Here is a 16,908-nt window from a genome sequence, read left to right as displayed (position 1 = left end):
GCCCTTACGGGGTGGGCGACTTCGGGACTACGCGCCCAGGGCGGCGACGGCTTCGTCGACGTGGGCCGCCAGCCGTTCCTCGCGCCCCTGGAGGTCGCGCAGCATGCGGACCAGGCGCCGCCGCCCCTCCGGCGATCCGCCGGACTCGCGGGACAGCGTGTGCACCAGGTACCAGCGCCGGGTGAGGGACGCGGCCTCGACGGCCACGGGCTCCAACTGCGGCAGCTCGTCCGCGAGATGGCGGAGGAGTCTGCCGAGGAAGTGCCGCTCGGCGGCGGCGCCGCTCACGTCGAGGGTGCCGGCCTCGGCCGCGTCGCACGCCTCGATGTACGCCGCGAGGGCCGCGGTGTCCCGCTCGTGGTGCGTGCGCCGGTCCTCGCTCACGGCCCGCGCCAGGTCATGGGCGGACGGCTTGCGGGTGGGCCCGCCGGACAGCAGGAAGGTGCGGAAGCCGTCGGCCGCGTCCGCCGAGCGCAGGGTCCGCCAGCGCTCCTCGGGGTACCGGACGGGCTCCGGGCGGTTCATGGGGTCGACGATGGTGACCCCGTCCGCGTCCCGGCCGGTGAGCAGGACGCAGTGGGCGAGGTGTTCGACGCCCTCGTACTCCGAGGGCAGCCAGTAGGCGTCGACGGCCGCGGCTAGCGGGCGCCCGGCGGCCAGTTCGGCCTTCTCCAGGGCGCGGAGCTCCTCGTAGGAGCCGAACCGCCTTTCCCGGAGCGGGAGTCCGTAGAGGCGGGCGGCCGCCGTCACCCAGCGGTCGCCGTCCCGCAGGACACTTCCGCCGTCCCAGCCGAAGCCCCAGGTGGTGACGAGGACGTCCTCGGCGTCGGGCAGTCCGTACCACGCGGCGAGGTTCGCCACACACTGCTGGTAGCAGGTGCCGAACGGCGTGGTGCCGGTATGGGCGGGTATGAGGTCGATGTCCAAGCGGTGGGTGTGATCGGTATGCGGCACTGTGCTGTCTCCCCCGTTCCGCCCGGTCCGTCCCGGGCGGCGGCGCACCGGCGGCGGTCCGCCGGCTCTGGTCGATGTGGAGCACGTTCCGTTGGTCGGTGGGCCGTGGCGCGACGCGGCGCGGCGGGCCCGGCGGTCAGTCCGGTACCGCGAGGAGCTGGACCCAGCTCTGGGTGTAATGCAACCTGCCGTCGAGAGTGACGGGGCGCATTCCGGACACCGGGCCGCCGGCCAATTCCTCGGCCAATTCGCTTTCGATGCGCGCCGCGGTCTCCGCCGGCGTGCGCGCCTGTTCCAGCCATGGCGTCAACGGCCGCTGGACGTCGATGACTTCGGTATCGCGGACGTCACCGCCGGCGGCGGTGAACAGCTCGGTGATCCGGTCGACGGTGAGCATCGTGCCGTGCGAGGGATCGCGCAGCCGCTCGATGCGGTCGGGGTCGCCGCCCAGCTCGGGGCGGCGGACCATGTCGGCGACGACGATGCGCCCGCCGGGCCGGCAGACCCGCACCAGCTCCCGGACGACGGCCTCCGGGGAGGCCACGTGATGAAGCGAGAAACGGGTGACGACCAGGGAGAACGAGGCGTCCAGGAACGGCAGCCGGGCGGCGTCGCCCTGCTGGTAGACGACCTGGGACAACCCCTCGGCGTCGGCCTCCCGCTTGCCCGTGGCGAGCATCTCGGGGGTGGCGTCCAGCGCCGTCACATGCCGGACGTGACCGGCGAGCGCCCGGGACACGAGCCCCGTGCCGCAGGCGACCTCCAGACAGACGTCCTCGGGCCGGGGGGCGGCGAACTCGACCAGTTCCCGCAACCGCATGGTGAACGCGGTGTTCAGCCGCGCGTCCTCGAACGTACTCGCCTGACGCGCGAACTCCTGCTGGTTACGCGCTAACTGGTCCTCGCCACCACTCCGGAGCGACATGAAGTCGAGCCTTTCCCTGTACGGAGAGTCACAACTGTTTCACCAAGCACGCATGACCCTACTCGTCCGTAGCGAGTAATTGTCAATACCTGTTGTGAAATAGCTGTATCGAACGGGTTAATACCAACGGAGCGCGACGTTCCGGACCCTGACATGTAAAGAATCAGGGCCGGAACACCGCGCTCCGGAAGGGTGGTTGGGGCTCGCCGCGTCGCCCCCGGCCGGTCAGGCCTTGGGGGCGATCCTGCTCAGGCCGTTGATGACACGGTCCATGGCATCACCATGCGTCGGATCCGTGAGATTCGCCAGCAGCTTCAGTGTGAACTTCATCAACATCGGGTGGGTCAGGCCGCGTTCGGTGGCCAGCTTCATGATCTTCGGGTTGCCGATGAGCTTCACGAAGGCGCGCCCGAGCGTGTAGTAGCCGCCGTAGGTGTCCTTGAGCACCTTCGGGTAGCGGCGCAGGGCAAGTTCACGCTGCTCGGGGGTGGCCCGGCCGAGGGCCTGGACGATGACCTCGGCGGCGATCTGGCCGGATTCCATCGCATAGGCGATGCCCTCGCCGTTGAACGGGTTCACCAGCCCGCCCGCGTCCCCCACCAGCAACAGGCCGCGCGTGTAGTGCGGCTGGCGGTTGAACGCCATCGGCAGCGCGGCGCCGCGGATCGGGCCGGTCATGTTCTCCGGCGTGTAGCCCCACTCCTCCGGCATGGAGGCGCACCACGCCTTCAGCACCTCGCGCCAGTCCAGCTCCTTGAAGGACGCGGAGGTGTTGAGGACGCCGAGACCGACGTTGCTGGTGCCGTCGCCCATGCCGAAGACCCAGCCGTAGCCGGGCAGCAGCCGGTCCTCGGCGCCGCGCCGGTCCCACAGCTCCAGCCACGACTCCAGGTAGTCGTCGTCGTGGCGCGGGGAGGTGAAGTACGTACGGACGGCCACGCCCATCGGACGGTCGTCACGGCGGTGCAGGCCGAGGGCGACGGAGAGCCGCGTCGAGTTGCCGTCGGCGGCGACGACGAGCGGGGCGTGGAAGGTGACCGGCGCCTTCTCCTCGCCCAGCTTCGCCTCCACGCCGGTGACCCGGCCGGTGCGCTCGTCGAGGACCGGCGCGCCGACGTTGCACCGCTCGTACAGCCGGGCGCCCGCCTTGACGGCCTGCCGGGCGAGCTGCTCGTCGAAGTCGTCGCGCTTGCGGACCAGCCCGTAGTCGGGGAACGAGGCGAGATCCGGCCAGTCGAGCTGGAGCCGGTTGCCGCCCGCGATGATGCGCAGGCCCTTGTTGCGCAGCCAGCCGGCCTCTTCCGAGATGTCGATGCCCATGGCGATGAGCTGCTTGGTGGCGCGCGGGGTGAGGCCGTCGCCGCAGACCTTCTCGCGCGGGAACGCCGTCTTCTCCAGAAGGAGCACGTCAAGGCCGGTCCTGGCCAGGTGGTACGCGGTGGCGGAGCCGGCGGGGCCGGCCCCGACCACGATCACATCGGCGGTGTGTTCGGCAGGGACGTCGGTCACGTCGGCTCTCCCGTTCGGGTGCGTGGAGGGGACTGCTCGGTCTCCGACGAGTCTAGGAGCCGGACGCGGCGGGGTGGCCGGTGGGCCGACGCTCGGGTGGGCGGTGCCGCGGTATGGACTCGGCGGACGCGGCGGGACCGGACGCGCGCCGGGGCGTGGGGACGTCCGCCGTCCACACGCCCCGGGATGTCCCTTACGGGTCCGGCCGGTCCTCGGCTCAGTCCTTCCCGGCCGTCCAGTGGTCGAGCGCGGTGTCGAACGTCCGGTGCCAGCCGTCCGCGCTGCCCATGTCCTCGCGGCCCTGGTAGAGGATGGCGTACTCGGTCCCGGAGGCGTCCACGTACGCCTGGTTGACGGCGTGCATGGTGCGGCCGTGGTCGTTCCAGGTCCACTCCCACAGGGCGCCGGGACGGTCCTTGAAGGTGTTGCGGGTCAACTGGAGCCGACGGTAGCCGTCCTCCTTGGCGACGGTCCGCTCCAGCTCGCCGAAGTGCTCGTAGGCCGACTGGTCGGCCTTCTTCACGATGCCGACGCGCAGGTGCTCCGGACCGGTGGGGCCGTGCCAGTCGATCTGGCCGCTGCCCTTGTCCTCACGGCGCCAGCCCTCGGGGACGGCGAGCGCGAAACCCTCCGGGGCGGCGGTCAGCTCGTAGTACTTCGGCGCGTCCCGCGTCGGGTCCGTCACGTGCTCGTGCGCGTCGGGGGCGGCGGTCCTGGTACCGGCGGGGACGTCCGGGGTGCTCGACGGCGTCCCGGTGCCGGCCGGGCCGCCCGGGGCGGACTCCGACGGGGCCGCCGGTCCGGCGGACGGGGAGTCCGACGGCGCGGGGGACGCGGAGGCGGCGGCGCCGCCGGTTCCCCCGGCGGGGCGCTGGTCGCGGCTCGTGGCCTGCCGGGACGCGCGGTCCTCCTTGCCATCGTCCTTGCCACCGTCCTTGTTCACCAGCAGCACACCGGCCGCGGCGACGCCGCCGACCACGAACGCCGCCACACCGACGGCCGCCCACCGCAGGACCCGGCCGCGGGCGGGGGCGGGTTCGGGCGCGGGCGCGGGCGCGGCGACCGACGCGGTGGGATCGACGGCGGTGACGGGCTCCGCGGCCGCTGCCCCGGCGGAGCTCGCCGACGGGCCGGTCCCGCCGGCGGGCGGCCTGACGACGGTGGGCGACTCGGCGGCCGTGCGCGGCTCGACGGCGGTGGACTGCTCGACGGCGGTGGGCGGTTCGGCGGGCGTCGGGCCGGCCGCCGACGGCGCGCCCGCGGGCGGGGTGGTCCCGGCCACGGCGCCGGCGCCCGCGCTCCCCGCCGGGGACACGGGCGGCCCGGCGGGCGGGGCGGCCGGGGGCGGCGTGCCGGGAGGCGCGGCCGGGGGCACGGGAGGCATCCCGGGAGTGGGGGCGGCGCCGGGGGCGCCCATCGGGGGAGCGTACGGCGCGTGGAACGGCGCGGGGGGCCCGGGCGGGGGCCCATACGGACCCGCGTACGTCCCGCCCGTCCCGCGCCCGCTGCTGACGAGCACCGCGAGCAGCACCGCGCCGGCCGTCCACAGCATCCCGAAGAGGAACAGCTCACCGCCGTTGACGCCGAGTTCGGTGTTGGCGAAGGAGCCGATCAGGTCCCCGCCGGAACGCCCCTTCCACTCGGAGGAGATCCCCGCGGCGAGCCCCAGCAGCCACACCGCCGCCAGGAAGAACACCCCTGACAGCACCTGCTCCTTGCGGCCCTCACGCGAGCGGCGCACCAGCATCAGGGTCAGCGACAGGGCACAGAGCACGCCCATCGCCACGATGCCGGCCTGGGCCCAGCTCCCCCACACGTCACCGGCTTCGGAGAGGCCGAAGTCGTGGTTGCGGCCGAAACCGGAGGAGGACCCGAAGGACCCGGAACCGGACGAGCGCCCGTACCCGAAGCCCCCGTCGTCGTAACCGCCTCCGTAGCCACCGCCGTTCGCGCCCAGCCTGGCGCTGAGGTCGGCGCCCCAGGAGCCGCCGACGCACACGAGCGCCGCGTTGACCAGGAAGACCAGGATGCCCACCAGTGCCCAGCCGTTGAGGTCGCCTTCCTTGTCGAGCTGGTAGAGGACGATGACGAGGAGCGCGACGGACCAGAGGCCCACGGCCAGGGCGAGGGCGCGCAGAGCCGTGCCGAGCGCCCGCAGGACCATCCGCGCGCCGGGGCCGAGCCGGGGGAGGACGGTGTCCCGCGCGAGCACGGCACCGCTGAGCACCGTGGTGAGCGCGAAGGTGAACAGCGCCGCGAGCACCGGTGTGGTCGACAGCTCGACGCCGCTCTCCTCCGGCTGCCCGTACAGCCCCAGCGCCAGCACCACCACGCCGGCCAGCAGCCCGACGCGCGGCGCGGCGTCGATGCCGGCGCCGGCCGGCCGGGCCCGGCGGAGCCACCGGGCACCGAGGACCACGGCGGCGATCCACAGGACCGTCAGGGTGAGCAGCCAGAAGGATATGGACCCGCTGACCCGCGACGGACCGAACGGCGACCCTCCCCCCGAGACCTCGGCGGTGCCGCCGAGCCCCTGGAGCATCAGCGCGATCACCATCTGGAACCGCCCCGACCAGGACAGGTCGTCCTCGTCCGACCCCCAGGAGGGCGACGAGAAGCAGATCGCGAGGAGCAGCAGCAGACCCACGGGCCACAGGGCCGCCAGGACCGAGCCCGCCCAGTCGCCGGTGAACACCCGGCGCAGGAAGACGGCCACGGGTCCCGGCGCGGCCGGCATGCCCGGAACGCCCGGAGGAGCGGCGGGCGGCGGCCCGTACGCGCCGGCGTGCGGGGCCTGCGGGACGTACGTGCCCTGCGTGGCATACGGCGACGGGGTCTGCGGCGGCGCGGCCGGCGGCGGAGCGAACGGCGGGGGCGTCGCGCCGAGCGGAGGCGCCCCACCCGGCCGGGGCGGCGCGACAGGCGGCGGGGGCGGCGCGCCGGCCGCCTCCGCCACGGGCCGCTCCTTGCCGCACGCCATGCAGAAGCGGGCATCAGCCACGAAGGCAGCCCCACAAGACGGGCAGAACGACGTCATACAAGCTCCGGTGACTCGGTGTCTCCCGGCCCTGAACAGGGAAGCCGGGGCCGGAACCTTACCGAACGTCAGCCCGCGGGAGTGGCCGCTTTCCGACCCCGGTGCAGGGCGACGATCCCGCCCGCGAGGTTGCGCCACGCCACGTCCGTCCAGCCGGCCTGCTGGAGCCGTCCCGCGAGCGCCGGCTGGTCCGGCCAGGCGGGGATGGACTCGGCGAGGTAGACGTACGCGTCCGGGCTGCTGCTCACCGCGCGCGCGACCGTGGGCAGCGCCCGCATCAGGTACTCGGAGTAGACGGTCCGGAACGGCTTCCAGGTGGGGTGGCTGAACTCGCAGATCACCACCCGGCCGCCGGGCTTGGTGACGCGCAGCATCTCGCGCAGCGCGGCGTCGGTGTCCTGCACGTTGCGGAGCCCGTAGGAGATGGTGACGGCGTCGAACACCTCGTCCGCGAACGGCAGCCGGGTCGCGTCACCGGCGGTCAGCGGCAGCCACTCGTGCCGCTTCTTCCCCTCGCGCAGCATGCCCAGCGAGAAGTCGCAGGGGACGACGTACGCGCCGTCCGCGCTGAACGGGATGGACGAGGTCCCCGTGCCGGCCGCGAGGTCCAGCACCCGCTCCCCCGGCCGCCCCGCGACGGCCGCCGCCACGTGCTTGCGCCACCGCCGGGCCTGGCCCAGCGAGATCACATCGTTGGTCAGGTCGTACTTGGCCGCCACGTCGTCGAACATCGCGGCGACTTCGTGCGGCTGCTTGTCCAGGGAGGCTCGGGTCACGCCCCCCATTCTTCACCTCCGCCCCCCGCCCCCGGACACAGGGGCCTCTGGACGGCCCGGCCGCTCCGCGACGACGTCGCTCCCGCGGCACGGTGAGCGCCCCTCCTGCGAGCCCCCGCGCCCCCAGGCCCACCGGCACGTCCCCCGGAACCGGCACCCCGCCCGTCGACGGCCGCCGTCCCGCACCGATGGCACACGCTCTTCCGGCCCGCCGTCGGACGGCCGGGCCCTCCACTCCGCACCGCGGACGACCGGAGCGGCCGGCCCGCGTCGATCACTCTGCCGAAGAAAGCGGAGGGGATGGTTCTCCTTGACGGACTGCTGACGCTTCCGCCGCCGCCCGCTACGCATCCTTGACGGCAGCGCCGCCCTCAGAGCTCGACCAGGCTCGCCAGGTCGATGACGACGGGGAACGGCCGGTCGGTCTCCAGCTTGCCGGTGTGCACCGGCCGGTCGGGGGCCGAGACGTACTGCCCGGTCTCCTTGTGCAGCCAGAACTCGTGCACCTCCGGCAGCCCGTCCTCGACGCGCTCGACGCGCCAGTAGTTCTTCACCCCGGCGGAGGCGTATAGGGCAGGCTTGCGGACGCGGTCGTCCTGGCGCGTTCCCGGTGAGACCACCTCGATCATGAGAATGGATTCCCGGGCCCTGATGTCCTCGTCTCCCAGGACATCGAACCCGGTGGCATCGAAGACGACGATGTCGGGCACAGCGACATTCGTCTCGTCGACCACTGTCCACTGGCCGGAGAGCACCTTGTACGGTCGGGGAGCCGCATCCGCCAGGTGACCGTAGATCCCTTGTCGGATGTGGTTGTGCCAGAGGTCCGTGCACCGCCGGGCCGCGACGTTCCCGTCCACCAGCTCCCAGTCGAAGGAAAGCTCCAGGTCGGCCACCTGCTCCACCGTCCAGCCCTCCCAGGGCGGGAACATCCAAGTGTCGGGCGTGGCCTTGGCCGCGTCACCCACCCAGTACGGCCTTCAGATCGATCTCGACCGGGAACGGCATATCGGTGATCAGCGTCCCCCGGTGCACCGGATGCAGGGGAGCGGGTACATATGCCTCCTCACCGACGGGCAGCCAGAACTCGTGTACCGCGAGGCTCCGGTCCTCGGCCTCCAACTCGACACGCCAGTAGAACGGCACCCCCGCGTGCGCGAACTGTGCCGGCTTGCGGAACCGGTCGTCGCTGCGCGAACCCGGTGAGACGACCTCGACCGCAAGCCTCACCTTGTCGACGGCTGTGCACTCGACATCGAGGAAGTCGAGTTCCTTCCTGTCGCAGACCACGACGTCGGGCTTGACGACGGTCCTGTCCTCAAGCATCACGCAGCGCTCGACATTGACGCGGTACTCCTCGGGGCAAGCCTGACGGAGATGGAAGCGCAACTCGTCGCGCACGGTGTCATGCCACAGCCTGGTCTGCCCCCGAACCACGATCACTCCGTCCACCAGCTCCCAGTCGAAGGGCAGGTCGAGCTCCCTGACCTGGGCGTACGTCCAGCCGTCCGCAGGCGGGAACATCCAGTTCTCCGGAGTGGCCTTCGCCGGCCGGTCTGCGGTCATCACTGCTCCCATGGGCCAGAGTGTGGACGCCAGGACGGTTCGCGGTCCTGTGTACGACGGTACTGCCACCCGTTGTGGTGATCCCGTGGCGGAACACTGACGGCGTGGCAGCGTCAGTGCCCCCGGTAGACCAGCCGTCCGGCCAGCACCGTCGCCACACACGTACCCGCCCCCGCCGCCACCAGACCCGCCTCGTCCGGGACGTCGAACGCGGCCAGGTCGGCGCGGCCGCCGACGGTCAGGGGGGCGGGGATCACATCGGCCAGGGCGGAGGCGGTGCGGAACGGGTCGAGGTCCGGCGGCGCGGCCGTGATGCCGGGGGCGAGGGTCGACGGGACCTCCCGCAGGCCGGAGCGGGACACGGCCGTGCGGACCACCGTGTCGCGGAAGGGGCCGCCGACCGCCGTCGTGCCGTAGCGCAGCATGCGCTGGAGGCCCCGCCGGACACTGCCCGACCTGCGGGTCTCCGGCATGTCCAGGGCCGTGAGGCGGTCGCCCGTCAGCGGGCGGTCGCCGAGTTCGTCGTACTCGCGCGGGTCCGGGTGGTAGGCGCGGGTCAGCAGCCACAGGCCGTGCCACTGCCGGAGGCCGGGCGTCAGGACGCCCGGCCAGCGGCGTACGCGCGCGCCCGGGTACGCCGCCGTCACCTCGTCGAGCGGGCCGAGGGCCGCGACGGCCCCGCCGTCGACGAGGACCGCGCCGCCGGGCACGGGCTCCGCCGCCGGGTCGCCGGTGAGCAGCAGCCCGGCCGCGTGGATCGTCAGCACCGGAAGGTCCCGCCTCAGTCGGCGGCGACGAGCTTGAGCTCCGGGTGGGCCGTGCCGCCCTCGATCGCCGTGGAGGAGAGGTGCGAGACGACGCGGTCGTCGACCGGGTCGTCCGCCGGGTCGTCGTGGACCACGATGTGCTCGTACGTCGTCGTCCGCTGCGCCGGGACGCGGCCCGCCTTGCGGATCAGGTCGATGATCTCCTGGCGGTTCGAGCGGTGCTTGGCGCCCGCCGAGGAGACGACGTTCTCCTCCAGCATGATCGAGCCCAGGTCGTCCGCGCCGTAGTGCAGCGACAGCTGGCCGACCTCCTTGCCCGTGGTCAGCCAGGAACCCTGGATGTGGGCGACGTTGTCGAGGAACAGCCGCGCGATGGCGATCATGCGCAGGTACTCGAAGATCGTCGCCTGCGTCCGGCCCTTCAGGTGGTTGTTCTCGGGCTGGTAGGTGTACGGGATGAACGCGCGGAAGCCGCCCGTGCGGTCCTGCACGTCGCGGATCATCCGCAGGTGCTCGATCCGCTCGGCGTTGGTCTCGCCCGTGCCCATCAGCATGGTGGAGGTCGACTCGACGCCCAGCTTGTGGGCGATCTCCATGATCTCCAGCCAGCGCTCGCCCGACTCCTTCAGCGGCGCGATGGCCTTGCGCGGCCGCTCGGGCAGCAGCTCGGCGCCGGCGCCCGCGAACGAGTCCAGGCCCGCCGCGTGGATCCGGCGGATCGCCTCCTCGGCGCTCACGCCCGAGATCCGCGCCATGTGGTCGACCTCGGAGGCGCCCAGCGAGTGGATGACGAGCTGCGGGAACGCCTTCTTGATGGCGGAGAAGTGCTCCTCGTAGTACTCCACGCCGTAGTCCGGGTGGTGCCCGCCCTGGAACATGATCTGCGTGCCGCCCAGCTCCACGGTCTCCGCGCAGCGGCGCAGGATGTCGTCGAGGGGCCGGGTCCAGACCTTGTCGCTCTTCGGCGGGGCGTAGAACGCGCAGAACTTGCACGCCGTGACGCACGAGTTCGTGTAGTTGATGTTGCGCTCGATGATGTACGTCGCGATGTGCTCCGTACCCGCGTAGCGGCGGCGGCGCACGGCGTCCGCGGCCGCGCCCAGCGCGTGCAGCGGGGCGGACCGGTAGAGGACGAGCGCCTCCTCCGGGGTGATCCGCCCGCCGGCGGCGGCGCGGTCGAGGACGGCTGCGATCTCAGAGGGCGAGAGGTCGGCGTGCTCTGTCACCGTGCGTCCCTTCGGAGGGGGTTCGTGAAGTCCGAACCAGCCTACGCCAGGGGTCCGACAGCGCCGGGGGCGGCCGGGGTCAGCCACCGGAGCGGGTGAGGGTGGCCGTGGGGGAGCCTCCCTGGGCGTCGTCGGAGGCGAAGGAGAGCGTGCCGTCGGGACCGAGGGTGTAGACGAGCGTCGCCTCGCTGCCGGTGCAGCCGGCCGCCCTCGGCCCGTCGGTCACCTCGCGGAGCGTGATCTTCGTGGCAGTGGCCGACCGCAGCGCCGCCTTGGCGCGGCACTGGAAGACGCCGAGGACGTCGTAGCTGTTGCGGACGACGTACTCGCCCTTCCGCCCCTGGCCGATGACGGAGGTCACCGATCCGTTGGGGGTGCCGTCGCGCTGCTTGACCGCTCCGGTCCACGTCCCGACGAACCCGCGCGGGACGTCCCCCGGAGACGCGGACCCGGCGGACGCCTCCGCCTTGCCGTGGTGCCCGCCGCCCCTCTCGAACGGCCACACCCCCAGCCCCAGGAGCACGGCGAGGACGACCACCACCGCGCCGGCCGCCGCCGCACCGGCCAGAACGGCCCGGCGGCGCGCCCCGTTCCGGCCGGGACCGGCCCGCTGGGGACCGCCTCGTCCGGGACCGCCGTGCCCGGGAGCGGCCGGTGCCGGCCCGCGGTCCCCGTACGGGCCGCGGTCGCTGTACGGTCCCGCGCCCGGCCCGCCGTAGGTCTTCGCGCCGGAGGCACCGGAGGCACCGAAGGCGTCGTACGCGTCCCCGCCGAGCCCGTACGCCGCGCCCGGCCCACTGCCGTCCCGTGCGGGGAGCGCGCCGCCGGGCCACTCCGCGTAGGAGCCCGGCGGGGGCGCGGGGAGCGCCGAGGGAGGCGCCCCGAAGGCACCGCCCGCCCCCGCCGGTCCCCGTGCGCCCGCCGGACCGCCGTTCCCGCCATTCCCGCCGCTCGGGCCATCCGTGCCGTCCGTGCCGTGCCCGCCGCCGCTGCCGTCGCCCGCCGGCGGCGGCCCGCCGTTCCCCTCCGTCGGCACATAGCCCGTCGCCGGGCCGAAGGCACCGCCGGGCGAACCGTAGGGAACGCCCCCGCCCTCCAGCCCCAGCAGTTCCACCGCCTGCCGGCTCACCTGTTCCACCAGCGGCGCCGGCAGCCAGCCGGGCCCCACGAGGTCACCCGCCGGACGGCCGCCGGTGAGCCGGCGGAGGAGGTCCTCGGGGGCCGGGCGGTCGGCCGGGTCCTTGGCGAGGCAGGCCGTGACCAGCTCGCGGAGTTCACCGTCCAGGCCCGGCCCGAGCTCCGGATCGCCGTGGACCACGCGGTAGTTGATCGACGCGTGGTGCTCGCCGGGGAACGGCGCCGCGCCCGCGGCGGCGAAGGCGAGGACGGCGCCGAGCGAGAAGACGTCCGCCGCCCCGGTCAGCGGGCGCCCCAGCACCTGCTCGGGCGCCATGTACCCGGACGAGCCGATCACCACGCCGGTGGCGGTGAGCGAGGTCGTGCCGTCCATGGCCCGGGCGATGCCGAAGTCGATCAGCCGCGGGCCGTCGAGCGGCAGCAGCACGTTGGAGGGTTTGACGTCCCGGTGGACGAGGCCCAGCGCGTGCACGGCGGCCAGCGCCTCGGCCAGCCCGGCGCCCACCGCGCGGACGGCCGGCTCGGGCAGCGGCCCGACGTCGGCGACCGCCCGGTCCAGGGAGGGCCCGGCCACGTACCCCGTGACCACCCAGGGCACCGGCGCGTCCGGGTCCGCGTCCAGGACCGGCGCGGTCCAGGCGCCGCCGACCCGCCGCGCGGTCTCCACCTCGCGGCGGAAGCGCGAGCGGAACTCCTCGTCGAGGGCGAGCCGCGGGTGGACGACCTTCACCGCCACCGTTCGGCCGCCGGGGTTGCGGCCCACGTAGACCCGGCCCATGCCGCCCGCGCCGAGCACCCCCAGCAGCCGGTACGGGCCGACGGTGCGCGGATCTTCCTCCAGCAACGGCCGCATCGGGACCTTCGCCTCCCCCCAGGAGGGGCCGTACGCCCCCTGTCGGCCCCTGATTTTCAGCCTATGACTCAATTCATGGGCTGTCCCAGGAACCCGCCTCCCCGGTTTGCCCATCCACTAGGGAGGAACAAACCGTCATGTCCTTCGGGGCAGCAGAATCGTCCGGAGCGACGCGATGACGCACTCGAGCGGGACCTACCGGTCTCAGGGCCGCCGGCGATCCGGCCGGAAACGCTGGATCATAGTGGTGGCCTCCATAGCCGTCCTCGGCCTGATAACCACCGGTGTCATGAAGTACATGGAGATCGGCCCCTTCTCCCGGAAGGGCGAGCCGGTCAGCTTCGGCCAGGACATTCCGGCGGGCGGCGGTCAGGCCGGGGGGAACGACGGCGGAAAGGGCGCCCAGCAGGCGTCCGACTCCAAGGTCGCGATGCCGACGGGTCCGGCGGCCCCGTTCAAGAACGCCAACACCCTGAGCGACGGCACCGAGATCGGCGTGGTGACGTACCACGGCAAGAAGTCCGGCTTCACCGGCAAGGTCTGGGTCTGGGCCCCGAAGCAGTACAAGGACCCGAAGTACAAGCACAGCGGTTTCCCGGTGCTGATCGCCCTTCCCGGCGGTCCCGGCTTCCCCATGAACTACTGGATGGGCACCGACCTCGGCCTGGAGTCGAGCGTCGCCAAGTGGTCCGAGGAGGGCACGGGCAAGCCCTTCATCATCGCGATGCCCGTCCTCAACCCGCAGAACGCCGACCCGCTGTACTGGGACGGCAGTGACATCCCGGGCCAGCCGAAGATGGGCACCTGGCTGACCGAGGACGTTCCGCAGCTCGTCAAGGAGAACTTCCGGACGATCAAGTCCCGTGACGGCTGGGCGTTCATGGGCTCCTCCACCGGCGGCTTCGCGGGCCTGAAGGCCGTGCTGAAGCACCCGGACAAGTTCAAGGCCGTCATCGCGTCCGGCCCGGACATCGTCCCCGACTCCCGGCTGTGGCAGGGCCACCAGAAGGAGATGGACGCGAACAACCCCGAGCTGCTCTCCAAGAAGCTGATCGCCAAGGGCGGCCCGGACGTCTACCTCGCCTTCCAGTACGGCACCCTTGAAGGGACCGTGAAGGGGAAGGTGGACAAGTACATCGCCACCTACGGCAACAAGGGCCCCATCCACACCCGTCTCCAGGTCATCCAGGGCGGTTCGCACAACGCGAAGTCCTATGTGAAGGGGATGGGCGAGGGCAGCATGAAGTGGATCAGTGAGCACCTCTCGGGGCCGGTGGACCCCTCCTGATCACCGCCGTGGGGCCCTCCGGGGGCCCCACGGCAGCACCGCGCCCGGCCCGCGCGGCGACGGCCGCGCCCCCGCGGCGATGACAGCGCCCATACGGAAACGACCGCCATGTCCTTCGGGACAGCAGAAACGTCCAGAGGGATCTGAGGGACAGGATGAGCAACTCAGCCAACGGCGCCTACCAGTCGCGGGGCCACCGCAGGGCCAAGCGGGCGAAGCGCTGGTTCCTGGTCGCGGTGTGCATAGCCGTGCTCGGGGCCGTCGCCTATCCGGTGCTGAACTACTTCGACGTCTTCTCCGACAAGGGTGACCCGATCTCCTTCGACGACGGGTCCGGCGGCAAGAACGGCGGCGGGAAGCCCGGCGCGAAGGCGCTGATGCCGACCGGCCCCAAGGCCGACTTCAAGATCTCCGGCACGGTGCAGGACGGCAGCAAGATCGCCGTCACCACGTACCAGGGGAAGAAGTCCGGCTTCACGGGCAAGGTGTGGGTCTGGGCGCCCGAGGAGTACAAGGACCCGAAGTACAAGGACAGCGGCTTCCCGGTGCTGATCGCGCTGCCGGGCGGCGCGGGGTTCCCCAACAACTACTGGATGGGGTCCAACCTCAAGCTGGAGGACTCCATCCAGAAGTGGGCGAAGGAAGGCAAGAGCCTCCCGTTCATCATCGCCATGCCGGTCCTCAACCCGGAGAACCACGACGGGAAGGGCGACCCGACCCCCGGCCGCTACTGGGACGGCAGTGACATCCCCGGCCAGCCCAAGATGGGCACCTGGCTGACCGAGGACGTCCCGCAGCTGATCAAGGAGAACTTCCGGACGATCAAGTCCCGTGACGGCTGGGCCTTCATGGGCTCCTCCACCGGCGGCTCCGCCGGCCTGAAGTCGGTGCTCCAGAAGCCGGACAAGTTCAAGGCCGTCATCGCCTCCGGCCCGGACATCGTCCCCGACTCCCTCCTGTGGAAGGGCCACGAGAAGGAGCGGGCGGACAACAACTCCAAGGTCCTCGCCCAGCGGCTGATCGCCAAGGGCGGCCCGGACGTCTACCTGGGGCTCCAGGTCGGCGGCACCGAACCGGTCAAACCGCCGATCGACGCCTTCGTCGCCAAGTACGGCAACAAGGGCCCGGTGAAGACGAAGTACCACGTCATCCAGGGCGGCGAGCACAACGCGGCCACCTATGTGCCCGCCATGGAGAACGGCGGCCTGATCCAGTGGATCAGCGAGCACATGCAGGGGCCCGTCGCCTGAGGCGTCCGGCCCGGCCCCCCGAAAGCGCGACCGGGCCGGCGCGGGCCCAAGAACCTTGACCCTGAGAGCCCTGGGCCCCGCGCGCCCCAGCCCCCATGAGCATGGAGCCCTGCCCCCTCCCCCAAGGGGTCAGGGCTCCAGCAGTTCCACCCGGACGTCGGCGGGGAAGCCGGTCGTCGGTCCGGTCAGCCGGGCGAACTCCGTGACGCCCTCCAGCTGGCGGGGGCCGAAGCGGAAGTCCAGCGTGGTGAAGTAGCGCTCCAGCAGCTCCGCGTCGAACGCCTCCCAGCGCGCCGCCTGCTCCGCGACCTTCCCGACCTCCTCCAGGGACAGGTCCCGCGAGGCCAGGAACGCCTGGTGCACCTTGCGGACGGTCTCCGGCTCACGGGCCAGGTAGTCGCGGCGCACGGCCCACACGGCGAAGACGAACGGCAGCCCCGTCCACTCCTTCCACATCCGCCCCAGGTCGTGGACCTCCAGGCCGAGCTTGGGCGCGTAGTGCAGCGAGGCCCGCAGCGCGGCGTCGCCGATGAGCACGGCGGCGTCCGCCTCGCGCATCATCAGGCTCAGGTCGGGCGGGCAGGTGAAGTACTCCGGCCGCACCCCGATCTGCTCGGCGAGCAGAAGCTGCGCCAGGCGCACGGAGGTGCGGGAGGTGGAACCGAGGGCGACGCGCGCCCCGTCGAGCTCCTTCAGCGGCACCTGCGAGACGATCATGCACGACATCACCGGGCCGTCGCAGCCGACCGCGATGTCCGGCAGCGCGACCAGCTCGTCCGCGTGGCGCAGGTACTCGACGAGCGTCACCGGGCCGATGTCCAGGTCCCCCCGGATGAGGGCCTCGCTGAGCCGCTCCGGGGTGTCCTTGGACAGGTCCAGGTCGAGCAGGGCCCCGGTCCGGGCGAGCCCCCAGTACAGCGGCAGGCAGTTCAGGAACTGGATGTGCCCGACCCGGGGGCGGCTGCGCCGCCTGGGGTGGGCGCCGTGCGCCGGTGCGGGGGAGACTGGGGCGTCAGGGACGGGTGCGTCGGATGCTGAATTGTCCACATCCGGAGGCTAGCCCCGCGGCGGCCGGGCCACCCGTCCGGGGGTCGGCCGGGGGGCGGGCAGGGGGTCGGCCGGGGGCCGCGTCCGACGGACGAGCTTTTCCTGCTTTGGCGGGCCGAAAACCCACCTTGAGCGTGATCTTCGACTCTTCCACCGCGAGAAGGCTCCGTGCTACGCTCGCCGCAAGTTGCAGTTTGGTTTCCCTTGCAGTACAGAGCCTGCGGAGCATGTAACCCGCAGGCTTTCGTCGTTTTAGGACTTCTCGCAGGTTCTGGAGCAGGGCAACCCTTTGGGCCCAAGGAGGGCTTTATGGCTACCGGAACCGTGAAGTGGTTCAACGCTGAAAAGGGCTTTGGCTTCATCGCCCAGGACGGCGGGGGCCCCGATGTCTTCGTCCACTACTCCGCGATCAACGCGTCCGGCTTCCGTTCCCTTGAGGAGAACCAGGCCGTGACCTTCGACGTCACCCAGGGTCCGAAGGGCCCGCAGGCCGAGAACGTCACCCCCGCGTAACACGGGGCCGGCCTCCGGGCCGGCAAGCGGTGACCGGCCGATCGCGGTCGATACACAGCA

Annotated in this window: 14 protein-coding genes; 3 read left to right on the top strand and 11 right to left on the bottom strand. The window is 72.3% G+C overall.

What is annotated here, in order from left to right:
• Positions 1-27: 27 nt before the first annotated feature.
• From K7I03_RS17945 to K7I03_RS17900, 10 genes are all read right to left on the bottom strand, one after another.
• A complete protein-coding gene (locus tag K7I03_RS17945; protein ID WP_185943863.1) occupies positions 28-954 on the bottom strand; it encodes a BtrH N-terminal domain-containing protein in 927 nt (308 codons plus the stop codon).
• 136 nt (positions 955-1,090) lie between these two features.
• Positions 1,091-1,879, bottom strand: coding sequence for a class I SAM-dependent methyltransferase (locus tag K7I03_RS17940; protein ID WP_185943862.1), 789 nt, complete (start codon positions 1,877-1,879; stop codon positions 1,091-1,093).
• Between the two features lie 225 nt (positions 1,880-2,104).
• Complete coding sequence (locus K7I03_RS17935; RefSeq protein ID WP_185943861.1) at positions 2,105-3,388, bottom strand: geranylgeranyl reductase family protein; 1,284 nt, start codon at positions 3,386-3,388, stop codon at positions 2,105-2,107.
• A gap of 217 nt (positions 3,389-3,605) precedes the next feature.
• On the bottom strand, positions 3,606-6,389 hold the full coding sequence (locus tag K7I03_RS17930; RefSeq protein WP_185943860.1) for a hypothetical protein: 2,784 nt from the start codon (positions 6,387-6,389) through the stop codon (positions 3,606-3,608).
• A gap of 104 nt (positions 6,390-6,493) precedes the next feature.
• Positions 6,494-7,201, bottom strand: a complete 708-nt coding sequence (locus tag K7I03_RS17925; RefSeq protein ID WP_185943859.1) for a demethylmenaquinone methyltransferase — start codon at positions 7,199-7,201, stop codon at positions 6,494-6,496.
• Between the two features lie 371 nt (positions 7,202-7,572).
• A complete protein-coding gene (locus K7I03_RS17920) occupies positions 7,573-8,169 on the bottom strand; it encodes a Uma2 family endonuclease (RefSeq protein WP_224347104.1) in 597 nt (198 codons plus the stop codon).
• Positions 8,162-8,779 carry a Uma2 family endonuclease gene (locus K7I03_RS17915; RefSeq protein WP_224347103.1) on the bottom strand — a complete coding sequence of 206 codons (618 nt, stop codon included), beginning with the start codon at positions 8,777-8,779 and terminating at the stop codon, positions 8,162-8,164. Before K7I03_RS17915 ends, K7I03_RS17920 begins: the two co-directional genes overlap by 8 nt.
• A 101-nt stretch (positions 8,780-8,880) precedes the next feature.
• Positions 8,881-9,534 (bottom strand): amidohydrolase family protein, encoded by a 654-nt coding sequence (locus K7I03_RS17910; protein WP_185943858.1) that lies wholly within the window; start codon positions 9,532-9,534, stop codon positions 8,881-8,883.
• A gap of 14 nt (positions 9,535-9,548) precedes the next feature.
• Positions 9,549-10,760, bottom strand: coding sequence for a cyclic dehypoxanthinyl futalosine synthase (mqnC, locus tag K7I03_RS17905; protein WP_185943857.1), 1,212 nt, complete (start codon positions 10,758-10,760; stop codon positions 9,549-9,551).
• A gap of 79 nt (positions 10,761-10,839) precedes the next feature.
• A complete protein-coding gene (locus K7I03_RS17900) occupies positions 10,840-12,750 on the bottom strand; it encodes a serine/threonine-protein kinase (RefSeq protein ID WP_185943856.1) in 1,911 nt (636 codons plus the stop codon).
• Between the two features lie 298 nt (positions 12,751-13,048).
• Between K7I03_RS17900 and K7I03_RS17895 the strand changes: the two genes are divergently transcribed.
• Together K7I03_RS17895 and K7I03_RS17890 are read left to right on the top strand one after the other, a co-directional pair.
• Positions 13,049-14,038 (top strand): alpha/beta hydrolase, encoded by a 990-nt coding sequence (locus K7I03_RS17895; protein WP_185943979.1) that lies wholly within the window; start codon positions 13,049-13,051, stop codon positions 14,036-14,038.
• A gap of 155 nt (positions 14,039-14,193) precedes the next feature.
• The gene (locus K7I03_RS17890) at positions 14,194-15,288 is read left to right on the top strand and encodes an alpha/beta hydrolase (RefSeq protein ID WP_185943855.1); all 1,095 of its coding nucleotides are present in this window, start codon (positions 14,194-14,196) and stop codon (positions 15,286-15,288) included.
• 129 nt (positions 15,289-15,417) lie between these two features.
• Here the strand turns inward: K7I03_RS17890 and K7I03_RS17885 are convergent, their stop codons facing one another.
• Positions 15,418-16,335 carry a menaquinone biosynthetic enzyme MqnA/MqnD family protein gene (locus K7I03_RS17885; protein ID WP_185943854.1) on the bottom strand — a complete coding sequence of 306 codons (918 nt, stop codon included), beginning with the start codon at positions 16,333-16,335 and terminating at the stop codon, positions 15,418-15,420.
• Between the two features lie 309 nt (positions 16,336-16,644).
• On the opposite strand from K7I03_RS17885, the gene K7I03_RS17880 reads away from it, so the two are divergent.
• Positions 16,645-16,848 (top strand): cold-shock protein, encoded by a 204-nt coding sequence (locus K7I03_RS17880; RefSeq protein ID WP_004943697.1) that lies wholly within the window; start codon positions 16,645-16,647, stop codon positions 16,846-16,848.
• Positions 16,849-16,908 lie beyond the last annotated feature (60 nt).

The organism is Streptomyces mobaraensis, assembly GCF_020099395.1.
In the GTDB taxonomy this organism is placed as follows: domain Bacteria; phylum Actinomycetota; class Actinomycetes; order Streptomycetales; family Streptomycetaceae; genus Streptomyces.
This window is presented reverse-complemented; position numbering and strand designations above follow the sequence as displayed.

What these genes read in the sequence shown, in the direction of transcription:
- K7I03_RS17880 (WP_004943697.1), top strand. Translation starts at nt 16,645, where the DNA reads ATGGCTACCGGAACCGTGAAGTGGTTCAACGCTGAAAAGGGCTTTGGC.
- K7I03_RS17895 (WP_185943979.1), top strand. Translation starts at nt 13,049, where the DNA reads ATGGAGATCGGCCCCTTCTCCCGGAAGGGCGAGCCGGTCAGCTTCGGC.
- K7I03_RS17915 (WP_224347103.1), bottom strand. Translation starts at nt 8,779, where the DNA reads ATGGGAGCAGTGATGACCGCAGACCGGCCGGCGAAGGCCACTCCGGAG.
- K7I03_RS17940 (WP_185943862.1), bottom strand. Translation starts at nt 1,879, where the DNA reads ATGTCGCTCCGGAGTGGTGGCGAGGACCAGTTAGCGCGTAACCAGCAG.
- K7I03_RS17900 (WP_185943856.1), bottom strand. Translation starts at nt 12,750, where the DNA reads ATGCGGCCGTTGCTGGAGGAAGATCCGCGCACCGTCGGCCCGTACCGG.
- K7I03_RS17890 (WP_185943855.1), top strand. Translation starts at nt 14,194, where the DNA reads ATGAGCAACTCAGCCAACGGCGCCTACCAGTCGCGGGGCCACCGCAGG.